Source organism: Stenotrophomonas sp. YJH_SMC_133 (genome assembly GCF_059370655.1).
Window position 1 is genome coordinate 188392 of record NZ_JCAFTW010000001.1, and the last position, 17517, is coordinate 205908.

13 protein-coding genes are annotated in these 17517 nt (G+C 67.3%); 6 read left to right on the forward strand and 7 right to left on the reverse strand.

All coding sequences use genetic code 11. The features are described 5' to 3' along the window. Positions 1–25 precede the first annotated feature (25 nt). From AC5P78_RS00835 to AC5P78_RS00845, 3 genes are all read right to left on the reverse strand, one after another. Positions 26–2860 (reverse strand): TonB-dependent receptor, encoded by a 2835-nt coding sequence (locus AC5P78_RS00835; protein WP_012480927.1) that lies wholly within the window; start codon positions 2858–2860, stop codon positions 26–28. A gap of 196 nt (positions 2861–3056) precedes the next feature. After that, positions 3057–3707 carry an energy transducer TonB gene (locus AC5P78_RS00840; RefSeq protein WP_012480926.1) on the reverse strand — a complete coding sequence of 217 codons (651 nt, stop codon included), beginning with the start codon at positions 3705–3707 and terminating at the stop codon, positions 3057–3059. A 213-nt stretch (positions 3708–3920) separates the two neighbouring features. Next, positions 3921–4658, reverse strand: a complete 738-nt coding sequence (locus tag AC5P78_RS00845) for an SIMPL domain-containing protein (RefSeq protein ID WP_005410531.1) — start codon at positions 4656–4658, stop codon at positions 3921–3923. 131 nt (positions 4659–4789) lie between these two features. On the opposite strand from AC5P78_RS00845, the gene AC5P78_RS00850 reads away from it, so the two are divergent. The 4 genes from AC5P78_RS00850 to tldD are packed head-to-tail and all read left to right on the forward strand — an operon-like array spanning position 4790 to position 12269. Then, a complete protein-coding gene (locus tag AC5P78_RS00850) occupies positions 4790–5398 on the forward strand; it encodes a Maf family nucleotide pyrophosphatase (protein ID WP_012480925.1) in 609 nt (202 codons plus the stop codon). After that, a complete protein-coding gene (gene rng, locus AC5P78_RS00855; protein WP_005410529.1) occupies positions 5391–6878 on the forward strand; it encodes a ribonuclease G in 1488 nt (495 codons plus the stop codon). The genes AC5P78_RS00850 and rng overlap by 8 nt, the downstream gene beginning before the upstream one ends. A gap of 30 nt (positions 6879–6908) precedes the next feature. After that, entirely contained in the window at positions 6909–10763 is a 3855-nt protein-coding gene (locus tag AC5P78_RS00860; protein WP_012480924.1) for a YhdP family protein, read from the forward strand. Positions 10764–10823: 60 nt separating this feature from the next. Then, positions 10824–12269 carry a metalloprotease TldD gene (gene tldD, locus AC5P78_RS00865; protein ID WP_012480923.1) on the forward strand — a complete coding sequence of 482 codons (1446 nt, stop codon included), beginning with the start codon at positions 10824–10826 and terminating at the stop codon, positions 12267–12269. A 41-nt stretch (positions 12270–12310) separates the two neighbouring features. On the opposite strand, the gene yjgA is transcribed toward tldD, so the two are convergent. Further along, a complete protein-coding gene (yjgA, locus tag AC5P78_RS00870) occupies positions 12311–12898 on the reverse strand; it encodes a ribosome biogenesis factor YjgA (protein ID WP_005414121.1) in 588 nt (195 codons plus the stop codon). Positions 12899–12966: 68 nt separating this feature from the next. On the opposite strand from yjgA, the gene pmbA reads away from it, so the two are divergent. Then, positions 12967–14334, forward strand: a complete 1368-nt coding sequence (gene pmbA / locus AC5P78_RS00875) for a metalloprotease PmbA (RefSeq protein WP_065183446.1) — start codon at positions 12967–12969, stop codon at positions 14332–14334. 87 nt (positions 14335–14421) lie between these two features. Then, entirely contained in the window at positions 14422–14796 is a 375-nt protein-coding gene (locus AC5P78_RS00880) for a DUF4870 domain-containing protein (RefSeq protein ID WP_005410524.1), read from the forward strand. 81 nt (positions 14797–14877) lie between these two features. On the opposite strand, the gene AC5P78_RS00885 is transcribed toward AC5P78_RS00880, so the two are convergent. Genes AC5P78_RS00885 through tilS form a run of 3 tightly spaced genes read right to left on the reverse strand, consistent with a single transcriptional unit; the run spans position 14878 to position 17329 of the window. Continuing rightward, positions 14878–15756 carry a polyprenyl synthetase family protein gene (locus tag AC5P78_RS00885; RefSeq protein WP_012480920.1) on the reverse strand — a complete coding sequence of 293 codons (879 nt, stop codon included), beginning with the start codon at positions 15754–15756 and terminating at the stop codon, positions 14878–14880. Next, positions 15746–16006 (reverse strand): exodeoxyribonuclease VII small subunit, encoded by a 261-nt coding sequence (locus AC5P78_RS00890; protein ID WP_005410522.1) that lies wholly within the window; start codon positions 16004–16006, stop codon positions 15746–15748. The genes AC5P78_RS00885 and AC5P78_RS00890 overlap by 11 nt, the downstream gene beginning before the upstream one ends. Positions 16007–16042: 36 nt before the next feature. After that, complete coding sequence (gene tilS / locus AC5P78_RS00895; RefSeq protein ID WP_173364576.1) at positions 16043–17329, reverse strand: tRNA lysidine(34) synthetase TilS; 1287 nt, start codon at positions 17327–17329, stop codon at positions 16043–16045. Positions 17330–17517 lie beyond the last annotated feature (188 nt).

A 17517-nucleotide genomic window follows, 5' to 3' on the forward strand; every position in this document is an offset into this window, starting at 1 on the left:
TTCGACGGTGGTGCGTTGAACGGTATTACTTGAAGGTGTACTTGGCGCCGACAGTGAAGTAACGGCCGATGGCGCCGCTGAAGTGCAGCGGGTTGTAATTGACACCGCCGTAGGTGGACGGATCCAGCGGCGCGATGCGATCGAACACGTTCTGCACCGAGGCGTTCAGCTCGAAGGCTTCAGTGATGTTCCAGCGGCCCGACAGGTCGAAGGTGGTGAACGAGGAGATCTTCTTGACGTCCGTACCGTCTGCATACGCGAAGAGGTAGGAGCCGTTCGGACCACGGAAGTCCTTGTTGTCCATCTTCGAGATGTAGTTGGCAACGCCGCTGACGCTCCACGGACCCTGCCTCCAGGTGGTGCCGAAGTTGATGCGGTCCTTTGGCGTGCCGATGCAGTTGGTCACGTCGCAGTTGCCGTGGGTACCGGCGTAGTCGACAGTCACGTCGGCATCGGTGCGCTCGAACTTGAGCACATGGCTCCACTGCAGGTCCATCTCCAGCTGACCTGGGCCGATATCGAAGGTCTGGCGGATATCGGTATCGATACCCCGGACCCGGGTCGATGCGGCATTGATGTACTGCGTGTTGACCGCCAGGATGCTGCCGGTACCGGGTACGCCATTTAGCAGGTTGTTGTCACGCAACACGTTGCCGGCGGCAATGGCTTCGGAGGTGCTGCCCTGGGCGATTTCGTTGGTGCGCTTGATCTGCCAGGCATCGATGGTCAGCGAAGTCGTGGACGTGGGCTGCAGGACGATACCCACCGAATAGCTCTTGGACTCTTCCGGTTTCAGGTCCTTGTTCGGGCGGGTGATGATGGCGACCGGCAGAGCGCCACAGTCGTCGTCGTTTGCACCTGGTGCCGGATTGCCGCCCGGGCAACGCACGGGGTCGGACGCATTGGAGAATGCTGCCAGACCACCATCGCCGTTCTCGGCGGGGTTCGGTGCACGGAAGCCTTCCGCATAACTGCCGCGCAGTGCGATCCAATCGGCCGGCGTCCACTTGATGCCGATCTTCGGCGTGGCCTTGCCTTCACCGCTCTCGTACTTGTCGTAGCGCACCGCACCGGACAGTTCCAGGGTTTCCAGCACCGGTGCGGACAGCTCGACGTAACCGGCGTACACGTTCTGGGTGCCGTCGTAGGCCGAGTAGCCCAGGCCGATGATCTGGCCCTGGTCGGTGTAGGTCTGCGGGGTCAGGCTGTTGCTGGTCTTGCGCCATTCAGTACCCAGCGCCAGGCCCAGCGGGCCACCCTTCAGGTCCATCAGGCTGCGCGACACGGTGAAGTCGAACATGTCCAGGCTCGACTTCGCACGTGCGCTGATATCCGGCGAAATGAAGTCGTACAAGGCCTGCGAGTTCATACCGGCATTGTCACCGATGCGCCAAACACCACCAGCGCAGTTTGGGTTGGCCAGTGCACAACGTACATTGTCGTAGTTGAGGAAGCCGGTGCGCTTGTTGACCAGGTCGGTGCCGGAGTGCAGATACGCGGTGTCGTAGCTCCAGTCGCCCCAGTTGCCCTTGACGCCGACCAGGAAGCGGGTGAACTCGTTGGTGTTGTTGGTTACACGCGGGCCGACATCCCAGGCCGAATAGCGCAGGCGCGAGGCCTGGCCCGGAATCGGATTATCTGGATGATTCGGTCCCAGCACCGTAGCGCCGTCGCCACTGTTGGCGTTGACCGGGCCACCCGGATAGCCCCAGCCGCCTGAAACGCCAGACGGGGTGTTGCTGAAGGTGGTTTCCTTCTTTGAGTAGCCGATTTCGGTGTAGATCTCACCACCTTCACCAAAGGCGAAGCTGGCACGTCCAAACACGTTGACGTACTTCTCTTCCGGGGTGAGATCGCGATACAGCTGGTTCGGATCCCACAAGCAGCCCTGCGCCTGCGCGGATGCCTCTGTCTGGCCCGGAATCGTGGTAAGACCAGCACAACCGGGCAAAGCGACCAGGAAGGCCGGATTCTCTTCGGTCACATTGCGATCGTCGTACACCGAACCGTTCGGACCAACACCGCCGCGGGTCTTTCCACTGAGGAAAGCGCCGCCGAGGAACTGGGCGTTGTTGCCATAGCCCCACGGGCGGGTATCGCCGGTACCGATCCACTTGCGGTTCTTGCGATCGCTGATCTTGATCGCGTCGGTCTTTGCGACATCCAGGCTGAAGAAGGCATTCCAGCCGTCGGTGGCCAGATCGCCGGTACCGGCGGTCAGGGTCGCCTTCTTCGCGTCGCCATCGCTGTCGCCGGACAGGCCGTAGGAACCGCGAAGGATCGCGCCCTGGAAATCACTGCGCAGGATGATGTTGACCACGCCGGCGATGGCATCGGAGCCATAGATCGCCGAGGCGCCGTCCTTCAGCACTTCCACGCGTTCAACGGCGTCGAGCGGGATGGTGCTCAGGTCGGTGAAGACCTTCTGGCCGTCATCGGCCAGGCCGTAGGTGGCCATGCGACGACCATTCAACAGGACAAGGGTCGAACCCGCGCCCAGGCCGCGCAGCGAGATGCCGGCACCACCGCCGGCAAAGCCGTTGCCGAAGGTCTTCGGGATCGAGCCGGAACCATCGGCGGTCAGGGTCTGCAGGTATTCGGCGACCGTGGTCTTGCCGGTGCGGTCGATTTCCTGGCGGGTCACCACCTGCACCGGGGACGGTGTTTCGGTGTTGGTGCGCGGAATGTTCGAACCGGTAACCGTGATGCGGTCCAGGTTGGTGGCCTTCTCCTGCGCGAAGGCGGAGGTGGAAGCCGCGGCGCCAACCAGCAGCAATGTGCCGCCGGTAAGGATGTGGGTGATGGACGATGCCAGGGTGCAGCGGCGGCGGCTGGCGGGCCGTTGGATCAGGTGTTTCACAGCTTCTCTCCTAACTGGAAAACCGTAGCGTTGAGGGCTGTCTCCGGAGTATCCGGGACGGGCCAATCTAGGTTTCCGACGGGTGACGAAGTCGTGAAATTTTGCTTAATCCGTAACGTTTGAACTGGAACTTTGCCGAGTTTGGCAGTTCGGTCTCGAAGGCCGGTCCGACAGGCGGTCGGACCGGCCCGGGTCGTCAGTCCGGCAACGAGAACTGCACCGGCACCAAACCGATGGCCGGTACCGCTATACCATCACGCTGGGCCGGTTCAAAGCGCCACCGCTTGAGCACCTGTTGGCGCGCAGCCTGGTCCAGGTGGCGCGAGCCACTGCTGCGCTCGATGCTGACCGCGACCGGCTGGCCGCTGCTGTCGACCTCCACCCGCAGCAGCACCGTGCCCTGCTCATGGTTGCGCAGTGCGGCGACCGGATAGGCCGGTGGCGGGGCACTGCGGTATTGCAGCTGGGCGCCGGCCAGCGGTGCATGGGTGTCGATGCTCGGCGCGAGTTGCGGCGGGGCCGGTTCGGCGGCCGGCAGCATGATGCCCTGCGTTTCCTCCACGGTCGCGGTTGGGGCCGGCAGTGGCGGTGTCGCCGGCTGTGCCTGCGGTTTCGGCACGACCCGGGCGACTTCCTTCGGTTCCTGCAGCACCGGTGGGGGCGGCGTTGGCGGGATCTTCTCGATCAGCCTGACCGTGGTCTTGTCACGCGGGACCTGCACGGCCTGGTAGGTCGCCGGGATCAGCAGCAACAGGAACGCGAGCAGGTGCAGGGCGATGGCCGCGCTCCAGGCGGCAACGCGGGCGGGGTCGAAGTGCGGGGATGCAACGGGATACGTACGAACCATGGTCCACCTCCATGCCAGTGACGAAGTCCTCAACGCACCAGGGCCCGTGGCGGGGTTGCCGCACGCGGCTGGCAGCCAATCATTAACGCCAGGCCCCAGCCACTGCCTAGAGGTAGGGGCAGGACCGTTGGGCTGGCCTTCAGCCAGCCGCCCCGGCCCATGAAAAAGGCGGGCCCCTGCGGGACCCGCCTCTGTCTACCGGAACGGATGGGATCAGCGACCCAGCTCGAACACCACGTCCAGATTGACCGACACAGTGGATTCGCCCGGGGCGACCGGCGTGGCCTTGTCCATCGCCGCGCCGGCGGCCATGGTCCGCATCATCGGCATCGGGCGGTAACCACCCCCGGCATTCTCGGAGATGCTGACGATGCGGCGCACCTGAAGGCCGAGCGACTTGGCATAGGTCTGGGCGCGGGCCTGGGCCTTCTTCAGCGCGGCCAGGCGCGCTTCGTCATAGACCGGTTCCGGCTGGTCGATCTCGAAGCTGGGGCCGTTGATCTGGTTGGCGCCCTGAGCGGCCAGCGCGTCCAGCACCTTGCCGAGCTTGGCGATGTCACGGACCTTCAGGCTGACCGTGTTGCTGGCCTGGTAGCCGGTGATCTTCGGCGCTTCGTTGTCGGCATAGCGGTACTGCGGGTTGAGGCTGACGCCGCTGGTCTGCACGTCGCGCTCGGCGATGCCGGCGGCCTTGATCGCGGCCAGTACCTTGTCCATCTGCTGGGCGTTCTGGCGCATTGCGCTGTTGCCATCGGCGGCCTGGGTGACCACGCCGGCCGACAGGGTGGCCACGTCCGGTACGCGGGTGGCTTCGGCATTGGCCGAGATGTTCAGCAGCGTGCCTTCGGCCGCGGCGGCGATCGACGGCGACGACGGGGCGGCATGGGCAGTCATCGAGGTTCCAAGGGCGAGGGACAGGGCAAGCAGCAGCGGGGTGGCGGTCAGGCGCATGGAGAACTCCTTGTTGTGCCGTTGAGGGTGGTGTCGTAGCGATGAACGCGCTGTGAGCCCGTTCGGGGTTCAACGCGTTCCGGGACGGGTTGCCGACGATTCAGGTGGCGGCCTCAGGTTATGCTGTGCCGATGCTCTATCTTGCTTCCCGCTCCCCCCGACGCAACCAGTTGCTGGCCCGACTCGGACGCCCCTTCCAGGCCCTGGACCTGGAGGTCGTCGAGCAGCGCGCGCCCGCTGAAAGCGCCGAACAGTATGTGTGCCGGGTCGCCGCCGACAAGGCGCGCGCCGGCCTGGCCCGGGTGCTGGCCGATGATCCGCAGGCGCGGGTGCTCGGCTCGGACACCGAGGTGGTGCTGGACGGTGAAGTGTTCGGCAAGCCGGCCGACGCCGCCGGCGCCCGCGCGATGCTGGCGCGCCTGGCCGGGCGCACCCACCAGGTGATGACTGCGGTGGTGGTGGTCGGCGCCGACGGGCTGGACAGCGAACTGGTCATTTCCGAAGTGACCTTCGCCCCGATCGCCGCCGCCGACATCGCCGCCTATGTCGCCACCGGCGAGCCGTTGGACAAGGCCGGGGCCTACGCCATCCAGGGCGGGGCCGAGCGCTGGATCGAACATCTTTCCGGCAGCTACTCCGGCGTCATGGGGCTGCCATTGCTGCATACCGATCGTCTGCTGGCGCGCTGTGGCGTGCTGGCCCCCACTGCCGATGCCGCCAGGGAGGCTGCCGATGTCTGAGGAAATCCTGGTCAATGTGACCCCGCGCGAGACCCGGGTCGCGGTGATCGAGAACGGCATGCTGCAGGAACTGCACATCGAGCGCGGTTGGCGCCGGGGTGTGGTCGGCAACATCTACAAGGGCAAGGTGCAGCGGGTCATGCCCGGCATGCAGGCCGCGTTCGTCGAGGTAGGCCTGGAGCGCGCCGCGTTCCTGCACGCCAACGACGTGGTGCGCCCGGCCCCGGTGGCCAGTGCAGACACCGAGAACACGACCCTGCCGCCGCCGGCCAGCGTGCCCATTGTCGAGCTGCTGCGTGACGGCCAGGACATCGTGGTGCAGGTGGTGAAGGACCCGATCGGCACCAAGGGCGCACGCCTGACCACCCAGATCAGCATTCCGTCGCGCTACATGGTGCTGCTGCCGCAATCCAAGGTGGTGGGGGTGTCCGCGCGCATCGAGGATGAAGCCGAGCGCGCCCGCCTAAAGGCCCTGGTGACCGAGCTGTCTGCGCAGCATGGCGGCTACGGCTACATCGTGCGTACCAATGCCGAGGGCCAGCCGGCCGAGGCCATCGCCGAGGACATCGCTTACCTGTCGCGGGTCTGGAACGTGGTCGAGCGCCGCGGCCGCGAAGCGGCCTCGTGCAGCAACATCTATGAAGACCTGAGCCTGCCGCTGCGTTCGGTGCGCGACCTGATCCGCAAGGACGTGGACAAGGTGAAGGTGGACTCGAAGGAAACCTTCGCGCAGCTGCAGGCGTTCGTGGCCAAGTACATGCCGGTGCTGGCCGAGAAGCTGGAACTGTATTCAGGCGATCGCCCGATCTTCGACATGTTCGGGGTGGAGGACGAGATCGGCCGTGCGCTGGACAAGCAGGTGCCGCTGAAATCCGGTGGTTACCTGGTGATCGACCAGACCGAGGCGATGACCACCATCGACGTCAATACCGGTTCGTTCCTCGGCCAGCGCAACCTGGAAGAGACGGTGTTCCGCACCAACCTGGAAGCGGCACAGGCGGTGGCCCGCCAGCTGCGCCTGCGCAACCTGGGCGGCATCATCATCATCGACTTCATCGACATGGACGATGCCGAGCATCGCCGCCAGGTGCTGCGCACCCTGGAAAAGGCGCTGGCCCGCGACCATGCCAAGACCACGGTGTACGACTTCTCGCCGCTGGGGCTGGTGGAGATGACGCGCAAGCGCACGGTGGAAAGCCTGGAGCGCCAGCTGTCGGAAACGTGCCCGCAGTGCAGTGGCCGTGGCAGCATCAAGACCACCGAAACGGTGACCTACGAGATCTTCCGCGAGATCACCCGTGCCGTGCGCCAGTTCGATGCCGCACGCCTGCTGGTGATCGCCTCGACCAAGGTGGTCGCGCGCATCACCGACGAGGAATCCTCGGCGGTGGCCGAGCTGGAGGAATTCCTCGGCAAGAGCATCCGCTTCCAGGCGGACGAGCAGTACCTGCAGGAGCAATTCGATGTCGTTCTGCTCTGATCCTCGCCGGCCGCAGGCCGGCGGTGGCCGATGAGCGCGCCGCCGCGCCTGCGACTGCGAAGGATCCGCCGTCATTTCATTGCCGCCTGCGCGGTAGGCCTGGTCGGGCTGGCACTGCTGGTGGGTACCCTCAGCCAGCTGCTGCCGCTGGCCGAGCGTCACCCCGACAGGATTGCCGCCTGGCTGAGTGAGCGTGCCGGCCAGCCGGTGCATTTCGACCAGCTGCAGACGGCCTGGACCCGGCGTGGTCCGCTGCTGCAGCTGAAGGGCCTGCGCATCGGCGCCGGTCAGGGCCTGGCCATCGGCGAGGCCGAAGTGCTGGTGTCAATGTACAGCGGGATGCTGCCTGGTCGCTCGCTGACCGAGCTGCGCCTGCGTGGCCTGGCACTGGACCTGCAGCAGGGCAAGGACGGCCGCTGGTCGGTGCGTGGCCTGCCGAAGTCAGACACGGGCGGTGACCCGCTGGACGCGCTGCGCCGGCTGGGCGAGCTGCAGGTGATCGATGGCCGCTTGGGTGTGCATGCACCGGGACTGGGTATCGATACCACCCTGCCGCGTATCGATCTGCGCCTGCGCGTCAATGGCGACCGCCTGCGTGTGGGCGTGCGTGCCTGGGCGCAGACCGATGCCCTGCCGCTGACCGCAGTGCTGGACGTGGACCGCGCGCGCGGCAACGGGCAGGCCTGGTTGGGTGCCGATCCTGTTGATTTCCATGCCTGGTCGCCGTTGCTGGCAGCTGGTGGCGTGCGCCTGCGCGAAGGCAAGGGTGAGCTGAACCTGTGGCTGACCCTGCGCGACTTCGCGCCGGTGGCGCTGACCACCGATTCGGACCTGCGTGACGTGCGCGTCGACGGTGCACCGATGCCCGACGTGGCAACGCCGCGGTTGCAGCTGCAGCGCTTGCAGGCGCGCCTGCGCTGGCAGCGCCAGGCCGATGGTTGGGCGCTGCAGGTACCGCGCCTTCGTTTGAAGACCGAAGACGGCGAACAACAGCTCGATGGCCTGCAGTTGCAGGTTGGCAGGCAGCTGCGGGTGAGTTCCGGCGAAGTACAGGCCGGTACGGCGCTGCGTGCGCTGGCGCTGAGTGATCGCCTCGAGCCAGGCCTGCGCCATTGGTTGTTCCTGTCCAAACCGCAGCTGGATGTGCGAGAGCTGCAACTGGCCGGCGAACGTGATGGCCCGTTGCGGGCACAGGGCGAGCTGCAGTCGCTGGGCTTTGCCAGCGTTGGCAATTCTCCGGGTCTGCGCGGCCTGGGGGGACATTTCGAGGGCGACGCCGATGGCTTCAGCCTGCAGCTGCAACCGCAACGGCAGCTGCAGTTCGATTGGCCCACCGGCTTCGGCGTGCGGCACGACCTGCACCTGGCTGGACAGATCGTGGGCTGGCGTGACGAGGGCGGTGGCTGGCGTATCGGCACTGCGGCGATGCGCGTGGAAGGCACCGACTACGCGGCCGATGTGCGCGGTGGTGTCTGGTTCCAGGGCGACGGCACGCGGCCCTGGCTGCAGTTGGCGGCCAAGCTGGACGATGTGCCGATGACGGCGGCCAAGCGCTTCTGGATCCACTCCAAGATGAGCAAGGGCGCCACCGACTGGCTGGACATGGCGCTGGCCGGCGGCCAGGTGCGCAATGGCATCGGCCTGGTCAGCGGTGACCTGGACGATTGGCCGTTCGACAACAACGATGGTCGTTTCGAGGCCACCGGCCATATCACCAACGGCGACATCCGCTTCCAGCACGACTGGCCGCTGATGCGCCAGGTCGACGCCGATATCGCCTTCATCGGCCCCGGCTTCGACATGCATGGGCGAGGGGACCTGGCCGGTGTAGCGGTGCAGAGATTCGAGGCGGGCATCCAGGACTTCGGGCAGCAGCCGCTGTACGTGCGTGCCGATGCGCAGAGCGAGGCCGGCAGACTGCTGGCAATGCTGCGGCAGAGCCCATTGCACAAGGACTATGGCGACACCCTGGACAACCTCACGGCTGCGGGCCCGGCGCATGTGACCTTCGACCTGCTGCAGCCGCTGCACCACGATGAAGGCGGCGGTCACCTGCAGGGCACGGTCGACCTCAATGGTGTGAAGCTGGTGGACAAGCGCTTCCAGCTGGCCTTCGACAACATGCATGGGCAGGCGCGCTACAGCAATGGTGGCTTCGGTGCCGAGGAACTGGCGGTGCGCCACCTCGGTCAGGACGGCCGCTTGAGCCTGCGTGCCGGCGGCTACGTGCACGACAGCAGGCTGGCGTTCGAGTCCCAGCTGACGGCCAACCTCGACGCCGGTGTGCTGATTGACCGCGCCCCGGAAATGGCGTGGCTCAAGCCCTATATCGCGGGTAACTCGCCCTGGACCATCGCGGTCAACCTGCCCAAAGTCGCACCGGGAGCGCCCGCACCGCCCAGCGAACTGCGCCTGAGTTCGGATCTGGTGGGAACCCGCCTGGACTTGCCGGCACCGCTGGACAAGCCGGCCACCGAGCCGCTGGCGACCACGGTGGCCGCGCAGCTGCCGATGGGCGCTGGTCGCATCGATGTGGCCTTTGGCCAGCGTCTGGCCCTGGCCGCGCGCAGCCACAACAACCGCACCGGTGTGCAGGTCACCCTGGGCAGCGACCATGCCGATCGCGAGCCGCCGCCCAGCGGACTGTCCGTCAATGGCCGCAGCCCGACTCTGGATGCGCTGGAGTGGATCAGTCTGGCCCGTGGTGGCAACGACGATGACGGCATGCCGCTGCGTGCAGTGGACGTGCAGGTCGGCAAGCTGATGCTGATCGGCGGCGTCTTCGAGCAGACCCGGTTGCAGCTGCAGCCGGGACCGCAGGCGCTGGACGTGCGCCTGGATGGACCTTCGCTGGCCGGTCGCCTGACCGTACCCAACGCCGAAGGAGGCACCATCAGTGGCCGACTCGACCGTGTGCACTGGCAGTCGCTGCCGCCGGCGCCGGGCGCGGCCGCGCCAGCCCGGGTGCAGGCCGGCGCCAACGACATGGACCCGGCCAAGCTGCCGCCGTTCGCGCTGGACATTGCCGACCTGAAGTTCGGCAAGGTGGTGCTGGGCCAGGCGGTGCTGCGTACGCGGCCGCTGGCCAATGGCCTGAACGTGGACGAGCTGCGCTTCCGCGCGCCCGATCAGGAGATCGACATCAGCGGTCGCTGGCTGGGTCGCACCGGTGGTGCCCGCACCGAGCTGACCGCGCAGGTGCGCAGCGAGGACCTGGGCGCCCTGATGCAGAACCTCGACTACGGCGGCCAGCTGCGTGGCGGCTCTGGCCAGGCGCAGCTGCAGGCCTCCTGGAGCGGGGGGCCGTCGGACTTCCAGCTGGCCAATCTGCAGGGCAGCCTTGATCTGCACGCGCGTAATGGCCAGCTGCTGGAGCTGGAGCCGGGCGCTGGCCGTGTGCTGGGCCTGCTCAGCGTGACCCAGCTGCCGCGGCGCCTGATGTTCGACTTCCGCGACTTCTTCTCCAAGGGCTTCGCGTTCAACCAGGTCGACGGCAGCGTGCAGTTCGGGCAGGGCATGGCCCGCACCGACAAGGTACTGATCGAGGGCCCGGCGGCGAACATCACCATCCGCGGCCAGGCCGACCTGCGCAACCAGCGGTTCGACCAGACCATCGATGTCAACCCGCGCGCTGGCAACCTGCTGACGGTGGTCGGCGCGGTGGCCGGTGGCCCGGTGGGCGCGGCGCTCGGCGCGGCCACCAATGCGGTACTGTCCAAACCGCTCGGCGAGATCGGCGCCCGCACCTACAAGGTGACCGGTCCATGGAAGGAGCCGAAGGTGGAAGTGATCGAACGCAGCCGCGACAAGACCCCGCCAGCGCCCGCGCCGCGCCCGGCCCCGGCCGTTCCGCCGCCCGTTACCGACCTGCCACGCTCACGCTGAGCGTGGGCCTCCTGTTCACGGGGCTTGCCTGAGCGCCCCAGCACCCCCAGATCGAGAACCATGACTGATATCGCCCTGACGCTTGCCCAAGATCGCCTGCTGCGCCCCGGCGGGCTGGATACCGCTGGCCTGGAGCGCACCTTCGGCCAGCTGCTCGGCCCCGGTGTGGACTTCGGCGACCTCTATTTCCAGCACGCCCGCCGCGAGAGCTGGAGCGTGGAAGACGGCATCGTCAAGGACGGCGCCCATTCCATCGAGCAAGGCGTGGGCGTACGGGCGATGTCCGGCGAGAAGACCGGATTCGCCTACTCCGACGACATCCATGCCGACGCGCTGCTGGCCGCGGCGCAGTCGGCGCGTGCGATTTCGCGCGAGGGTGGCGCGCAGTCCGGGCGCTCGCTGCTGCGCGGCAATTCACGCGCGCTGTATCCGGCGCTGGATCCCATCGATGGCGTCGGCAACGAGGCAAAGGTCGAGGTGCTGAAGCGCCTGGACGGCTACCTGCGTGCCGCCGACCCGCGCGTGAAGCAGGTGATGGTGAGTCTGTCCGGCGGCGTGGACACGGTGCTCATCGCGCGCAGCGACGGCGTGCTGGGCGCTGACGTGCGCCCGCTGGTGCGCCTGAACGTGCAGGTGATCGTCGAACACAACGGCCGCCGCGAGTCCGGCTATGCCGGTGGCGGTGGCCGCTATGGCTACGGGGAACTGTTCGCTGATGGCCGCCCGGAAGCGTTTGCGCGCGAGGCCCTGCGCCAGGCGCTGGTGAACCTGGACGCCGTGCCGGCGCCGGCCGGCGTGATGCCGGTGGTACTGGGACCTGGCTGGCCCGGCGTGCTGCTGCATGAAGCGGTCGGCCACGGCCTGGAAGGCGACTTCAACCGCAAGGGCACCAGCGTGTATGCCGGCCGCATCGGCGAACGCGTGGCGGCACCGGGCGTGACCATCGTCGACGATGGAACCCTGGACGGGCGTCGCGGTTCGCTCAACATCGACGACGAAGGCCACCCGAGCCAGTGCACCACGCTGATCGAGGACGGCATCCTGGTCGGCTACATGCAGGACAGCCTCAATGCACGCCTGATGGGCATGGCACCGACCGGCAACGGGCGTCGCGAATCGTTCGCGCACCTGACCATGCCGCGCATGACCAATACCTACATGCGCGCCGGCCAGCACGACCCGCAGGAAATGATCCGCTCGGTGAAGAAGGGCCTGTATGCAGTGAACTTCGGCGGCGGCCAGGTCGACATCACCAGCGGCAAGTACGTGTTCTCGGCCACCGAGGCCTACCTGATCGAGGATGGCCGCATCACCGCGCCGGTGAAGGGGGCGACCCTGATCGGCAACGGTCCGGAAACCATGCAGAAGGTGCGCATGGTCGGCAACGACCTGGCGCTGGACGAGGGCGTGGGTATCTGTGGCAAGGACGGGCAGAGCGTGCCGGTGGGTGTCGGCCAGCCGTCGCTGTTGATCGAGGGCATCACCGTCGGCGGTACCCAGGCCTGAGCCGGGCGATGGCCAGCGCCACCGCCCGCTCCAGCGCGGACTCAGTCCTCGTCGGCCTCGTCGGCTTCGACGTGGCCAGCGTCTTCGGCGCTGGCCTTCAGGCCGAGCGCCGCCGGCAGCATCAGTGCGCGCAGCACCTGGTAGATCTCGCGATAGGCACGCGGCGGCTTGTTCTTCGCCTTCTCGGCCTGCGCATTGCGCACCAGCGTGCGCAGTTGCTGGCGGTCGGCCTGCGGGTAATCGTCCAGCAGGGCGGCCAGCGCCTTGTCACCTTCGGCCAGCAGGCGCTCGCGCCAGTCTTCCACGCGGTGCATCATCGCCACTTCGCGGCGGCCGGTTTCGCTGTTGGCATCCAGCGCATCGCGGATCGCATCCAGCGTGGCTTCTTCTTCGCGGCGCATGTGCTTGGCCAGGAACGCCAGCTGGCGCTTGTGGGCGATGTGCGCGGTGATGCGCTTGCACTCGGCGATGTGCGGCAGCAGGTCTTCCGGGATCGGCAGGCGCGCCAGCTGGGCCGGTGTCAGCGACACCAGTTTTTCGCCCAGGGCCAGGACGTCGAGCGCGTCGCGCCGGTTCTGGCTGCGGCTCTTGTCGTGGAATTCACCGGTTTCTTCGTCGCGTCCGCGCATCGTCCATACCTGATTTCAAAAAAAGTCGCCCGGCGTGATGCCGGGCCCAACCCGTACAGGATAAAGCATTGAACGTGATCGCCCCTGAAGCCGCCGTCGGCGACGACAGCCCGGCCCGGCTGGAACGGCTGGCCGACCTCTCCCAGCAGCTGCTCGACCGCGCCCGCGCGCTGGGCGCCAGCCAGGCTGAAGTCAGCTGCAGCGAAGACCGCGGGCTGGAGGTGAATGTCCGCCTCGGCGAGGTCGAAACCGTGCAGTCCACCCGCGACCGCGGCATCGCCGTCACTGTGTATTTCGGCCAACGCAAGGGCAGCGCCAGCACCGGCGACCTGAACGAGGCCAGCCTGGCGGCCACGGTCGAGCAGGCCTGCGCCATCGCCCGGCATACCGAAGATGACGCGGCCGCCGGTCTGGCCGAGGCGGCGCTGATGGCCACCCACTTCCCGGACCTGGACGGCTGGCACCCGTGGGCGCTGCAGGCCGACGAGGCGGTGGACCTGGCCCTGGCTTGCGAAGCCGCAGGCCGTGAGGCCGATGCGCAGATCCGCAATTCCGACGGCGCCTCGGTGTCGAGCATGCAGAGCCTGTCGGTCTATGCCAATTCGCATGGTTTCATCGGCCGTGAGCGCGGCACCCACCATTCGGTCGGTTGTGCGCTGATCGCCGGGCAGGGCGATGGCATGCAGCGTGACGGCTGGTACACCAGTGCGCTGGCTCGCGAGGACCTGGAGGACGTCGACCTGGTCGGACGTCGTGCCGCCGAGCGCACTGTCGCCCGCCTGCAGCCACGATCGCTGGCCACCGGCAGCATGCCGGTGCTGTTCGCCCCGGAAGTGGCGCGCAGCCTGGTCGGGCACCTGCTGTCGGCGGTGTCCGGCGGTGCTCTATATCGCCAGGCCAGCTTCCTGCTGGACAGCGTTGGCCAACGCCTGTTCCCGGAATGGATGCAGATCGAGGAGCTGCCGCACCTGCGCCGTGGCCTGCGCTCGGCCGCCTTCGACGGCGACGGCGTGGCCACCCGGGCCTCGGCTCTGGTCCGCGACGGCGTGCTGCAGCGCTATGTGCTGGGCAGCTACTCGGCACGCAAGCTGGGCCTTCAGACCACCGCCAACGCCGGTGGCGTGCACAACCTGCAGTTGGCGGCCAATGCCGGCCCGCTGCAGGACATCGCGCGGCAGATGGGCGATGGCCTGCTGGTGACCGAGCTGATGGGGCAGGGCGTGAACGGCGTGACCGGCGACTATTCGCGTGGCGCGGGTGGCTTCCGGGTCGAGAACGGCGAGATCCAGTACCCGGTGGACGGCATCACCATCGCGGGCAACCTGCGCGAGATGTTCAGCAGCATCGAGGCGGTCGGCAGCGACGTCGATCCCCGTTCGCACATCCGGACCGGTTCGATCCTGTTGGGGCGGATGACCATCGCAGGTAATGATTGATGCCGTCGATGGCGTAAGCTATGCCCGCCTGACGCAATCAGCTGGGTGCTGGTTGGTCAAGACCACCCAATGAAAAGGAGTTTTGTCGTGAGTGAATTCGATAACGTCCCGCCGCCGCCACCGGCCACCGCCGACGTTCCGGCCGACCAGCGCACCATGGCCCTGGCCGCGCACCTGCTGGGCATTTTCACCGGCTTCATCGGCGCGCTGATCATCTGGCTGATCAACAAGGACGATGCTGGCAAGGCCTTCGTGACCGACCAGGCCAAGGAAGCCCTGAACTTCCAGATCACCGTGACCATCGCCATGGTCATCAGCATGATCCTCACCATCGTGATCATCGGCGTGTTCCTGGCCCCGATCGTCGGCATCATCAGCCTGGTGTTCAGCATCATCGCTGCGGTCAAGGCCAACAACGGCGAAGCCTACCGCTACCCGTTCGCGCTGCGCCTGATCAAGTAAGATCGTCTGCACGCGGAACTGAAAACGCCCGGCACTGCCGGGCGTTTTCGTGTGCGGGGAATGCCGGGCCGCGTGCAGCGATCAGTGATCGCGTTCCACCGCCAGCGTCGCCAGCGCGCGCAGCGCGTCGGCTTCCTCGCCATACCTGGCCAGGATCGACTGCATGCGCGCTGCGAGCTCGTGCAGCTGGGCCTTTGCGCCGTCCATGCCAAGCAGGGCGGGGAAGGTGCTCTTGTCCTGCGCCTGGTCCTTGCCGGCAGTCTTGCCCAGCTGTTCGGAACTGGCTTCGACATCGAGGATGTCATCGCGGACCTGGAAGGCCAGGCCGAGTGCATCGGCGAAACTGTCGAGCTGGGCCAGCTGCGGTTCGTGGGCCTGGCCGCACAGCGCGCCCATGCGCACTGCCGCGCGGATCAGCGCGCCGGTCTTCAGCGCGTGCATGCGGGTCAGCGCCGCCAGCGTCTGCTGCTGGCCGGTGGCATCGATGTCCAGCGCCTGGCCGCCACACATGCCGGACGCGCCTGAGGCGTGGGCCAGGGTCTGCAGGCAGGCCACGCGCAACGTGGCCGGCAGCGGCGCATCGGCCAGCAGGCCGAAGGCGCGGGTCTGCAGGGCGTCGCCAGCAAGGATCGCGGTGGCTTCGTCGAAGGCGACGTGGGTGGTGGGCTTGCCGCGACGCAGGGCGTCGTCATCCATCGCCGGAAGGTCGTCATGCACCAGCGAATAGGCATGGATCAGCTCGACGGACATGGCCGCCGCATCCAGGCTTTCCGGCTGCGTACCGAACAGGTGACCACTGGCGTAGACCAGCAGGGGCCGCATGCGCTTGCCGCCACCAAGCACCGAATAGCGCATGGCCTGATGCAGGCGCTGCGGCGCCTCGGCAGGCGAGGGCAGGGCGGCATCGAGCTGACTTTCGATACGGTCACGCCAGCGCGCGAACAGAACCTCAGCCGTCATGGCTGGGCGGGTCGAAGGGCTCGGAGGCTTCCGGCTGCGCCGGATCACTGAGCAGGCGCACGCGCAGTTCGGCCTGCTCCAGTGCCTGCTGGCACTGGCGGTACAGACCGACACCACGCTCGTAAGCACTGAGCGAAGCTTCCAGGCTCAGCTCGCCGGTTTCCATCTGCTCCACCAGCTGCTCCAGCGATTCGAGCGACTGCTCGAACTGGGCGACGGGGGAGGCGTTTTCGGGGGACTTCTTGGCCATGCGGCAAGTGTGGACGGGCCGCGCGCGGGGGTCAATTCACCAGCCGCCGGGACGCCACCGCAGCTGTGCCTCGTTGGCCTGCAACCAGGCCTGCAAGGGCGCGGCGATGACCACGTCGGCGGCGGCCAGCAACTGCGGGCCATCGAAGATCAACGGCAGCTGCGCGCGTCGCCAGGGGGCGAGGTGCTCGCGCTGCAGGCAGTCCTTCAGCGCGTGCGAATGCTGGCGACCCTGCAGCAGGATGCGCTCGCCGCCCACGCGTGCACGGACCTGCAGTGGCTGTTCGAAAGCGCCGGCGCCCAGCAGGCTCAGCTGGCCACCGTCGGGCAATGGCAGCGGTGCACGGCCATCCCACTCGGCCTGCCAGTCGAGGGGCAGCGAGGGCAGCCGGGCCGGCAGCAGATAGGCGTGGTCGCGCCATTGCTGGATCACGTGCTGCTGCCAGCGCACACGCGCCTGGCGGTCGGTGTCGGCCGGCAATAGCTCCTCCAGCGCCTGCTGCAACACCGAGGCCGGCAACGGTGCCGCATCATGGCCCAGCACCCACGCGCGCAGCACGCGTGCTGCGCGGCGCGGCGACATCTGGCGCAGCAGTTCCAGTGACAGCACGCGCGGTGCCACTTCCAGATGCGCGATCAGCTCGGCGTCTTCCTCGTCCAGCAGTTCGCGGGTCTGCCGGCAATGCGTCGCGCTGCCCGCCAATGCTGCAGCCGCATGCGGCCAGCGCTGGCGCAGCAACGGCAACACCTGCAGGCGCAGGAAGTTGCGATCGGCGTGGTCTTCCGCGTTGCTGGGGTCTTCGATCCAGCGCAGCGCGTGCTGGCGCGCGTAGTCGAGCAGTGCACTGCGTGGTACCGCCAGCAGCGGGCGCCACAAGGGATGTTCGCCAAGGCGGCTGTGCGTGGACATCGCCGCCAGGCCATCGACGCCAGAAGCGCGCAGGGCGCGCAACAGGAAGGTCTCGGCCTGGTCGTCCTGGTGCTGCGCCAGTGCCAGCGTTTCGCCTTCGCGCAGCTCAGCCGCGAACGCGGCACGTCGTGCCTGTCGCGCGGCACCTTCGGTGCCCAGGCCTGTGCCGTTCTCGACCTGCACGCGGTGCACGGCCAGCTCAATGCCCCAGGCGTCGCATTGCTGCTGGCAGTGCAGCACCCAGTCATCCGCATCGGGCTGCAGGCCGTGATGCACGTGCACCGCGCGCAGGGCGGTGCCGGAAGTCTGCGCGCAGCGCCACAGCCAGTGCAGCAGCACGGTGGAGTCGACGCCACCGCTGTAGCCCACCAGCAGCGGCGCATCCAGCGGAACGAGGGCAGGGAAGGCAGTCACGGTGGCAAGTATAGGGTTGCTCGGCAGGGTTGCGCCCTGCACCCGCTACGATCCAGAGGAACAGCAACAGCAACAGCAGAAGCTGGTTTCCTGAGGGTAGGCGGGGTGGGTCCGGTTGCGGGAGACGCCGTAAACCCGTCCTTGGGGGCTTGGCCGCGGCATCCATGCCGCGGACACTCCCGCAACCG

Coding starts and splice junctions, on each gene's coding strand:
- AC5P78_RS00840 (WP_012480926.1), bottom strand. CDS start 3,707: ATGGTTCGTACGTATCCCGTTGCATCCCCGCACTTCGACCCCGCCCGC.
- AC5P78_RS00845 (WP_005410531.1), bottom strand. CDS start 4,658: ATGCGCCTGACCGCCACCCCGCTGCTGCTTGCCCTGTCCCTCGCCCTT.
- AC5P78_RS00850 (WP_012480925.1), top strand. CDS start 4,790: ATGCTCTATCTTGCTTCCCGCTCCCCCCGACGCAACCAGTTGCTGGCC.
- rng (WP_005410529.1), top strand. CDS start 5,391: ATGTCTGAGGAAATCCTGGTCAATGTGACCCCGCGCGAGACCCGGGTC.
- AC5P78_RS00860 (WP_012480924.1), top strand. CDS start 6,909: ATGAGCGCGCCGCCGCGCCTGCGACTGCGAAGGATCCGCCGTCATTTC.
- tldD (WP_012480923.1), top strand. CDS start 10,824: ATGACTGATATCGCCCTGACGCTTGCCCAAGATCGCCTGCTGCGCCCC.
- yjgA (WP_005414121.1), bottom strand. CDS start 12,898: ATGCGCGGACGCGACGAAGAAACCGGTGAATTCCACGACAAGAGCCGC.
- AC5P78_RS00885 (WP_012480920.1), bottom strand. CDS start 15,756: ATGACGGCTGAGGTTCTGTTCGCGCGCTGGCGTGACCGTATCGAAAGT.
- AC5P78_RS00890 (WP_005410522.1), bottom strand. CDS start 16,006: ATGGCCAAGAAGTCCCCCGAAAACGCCTCCCCCGTCGCCCAGTTCGAG.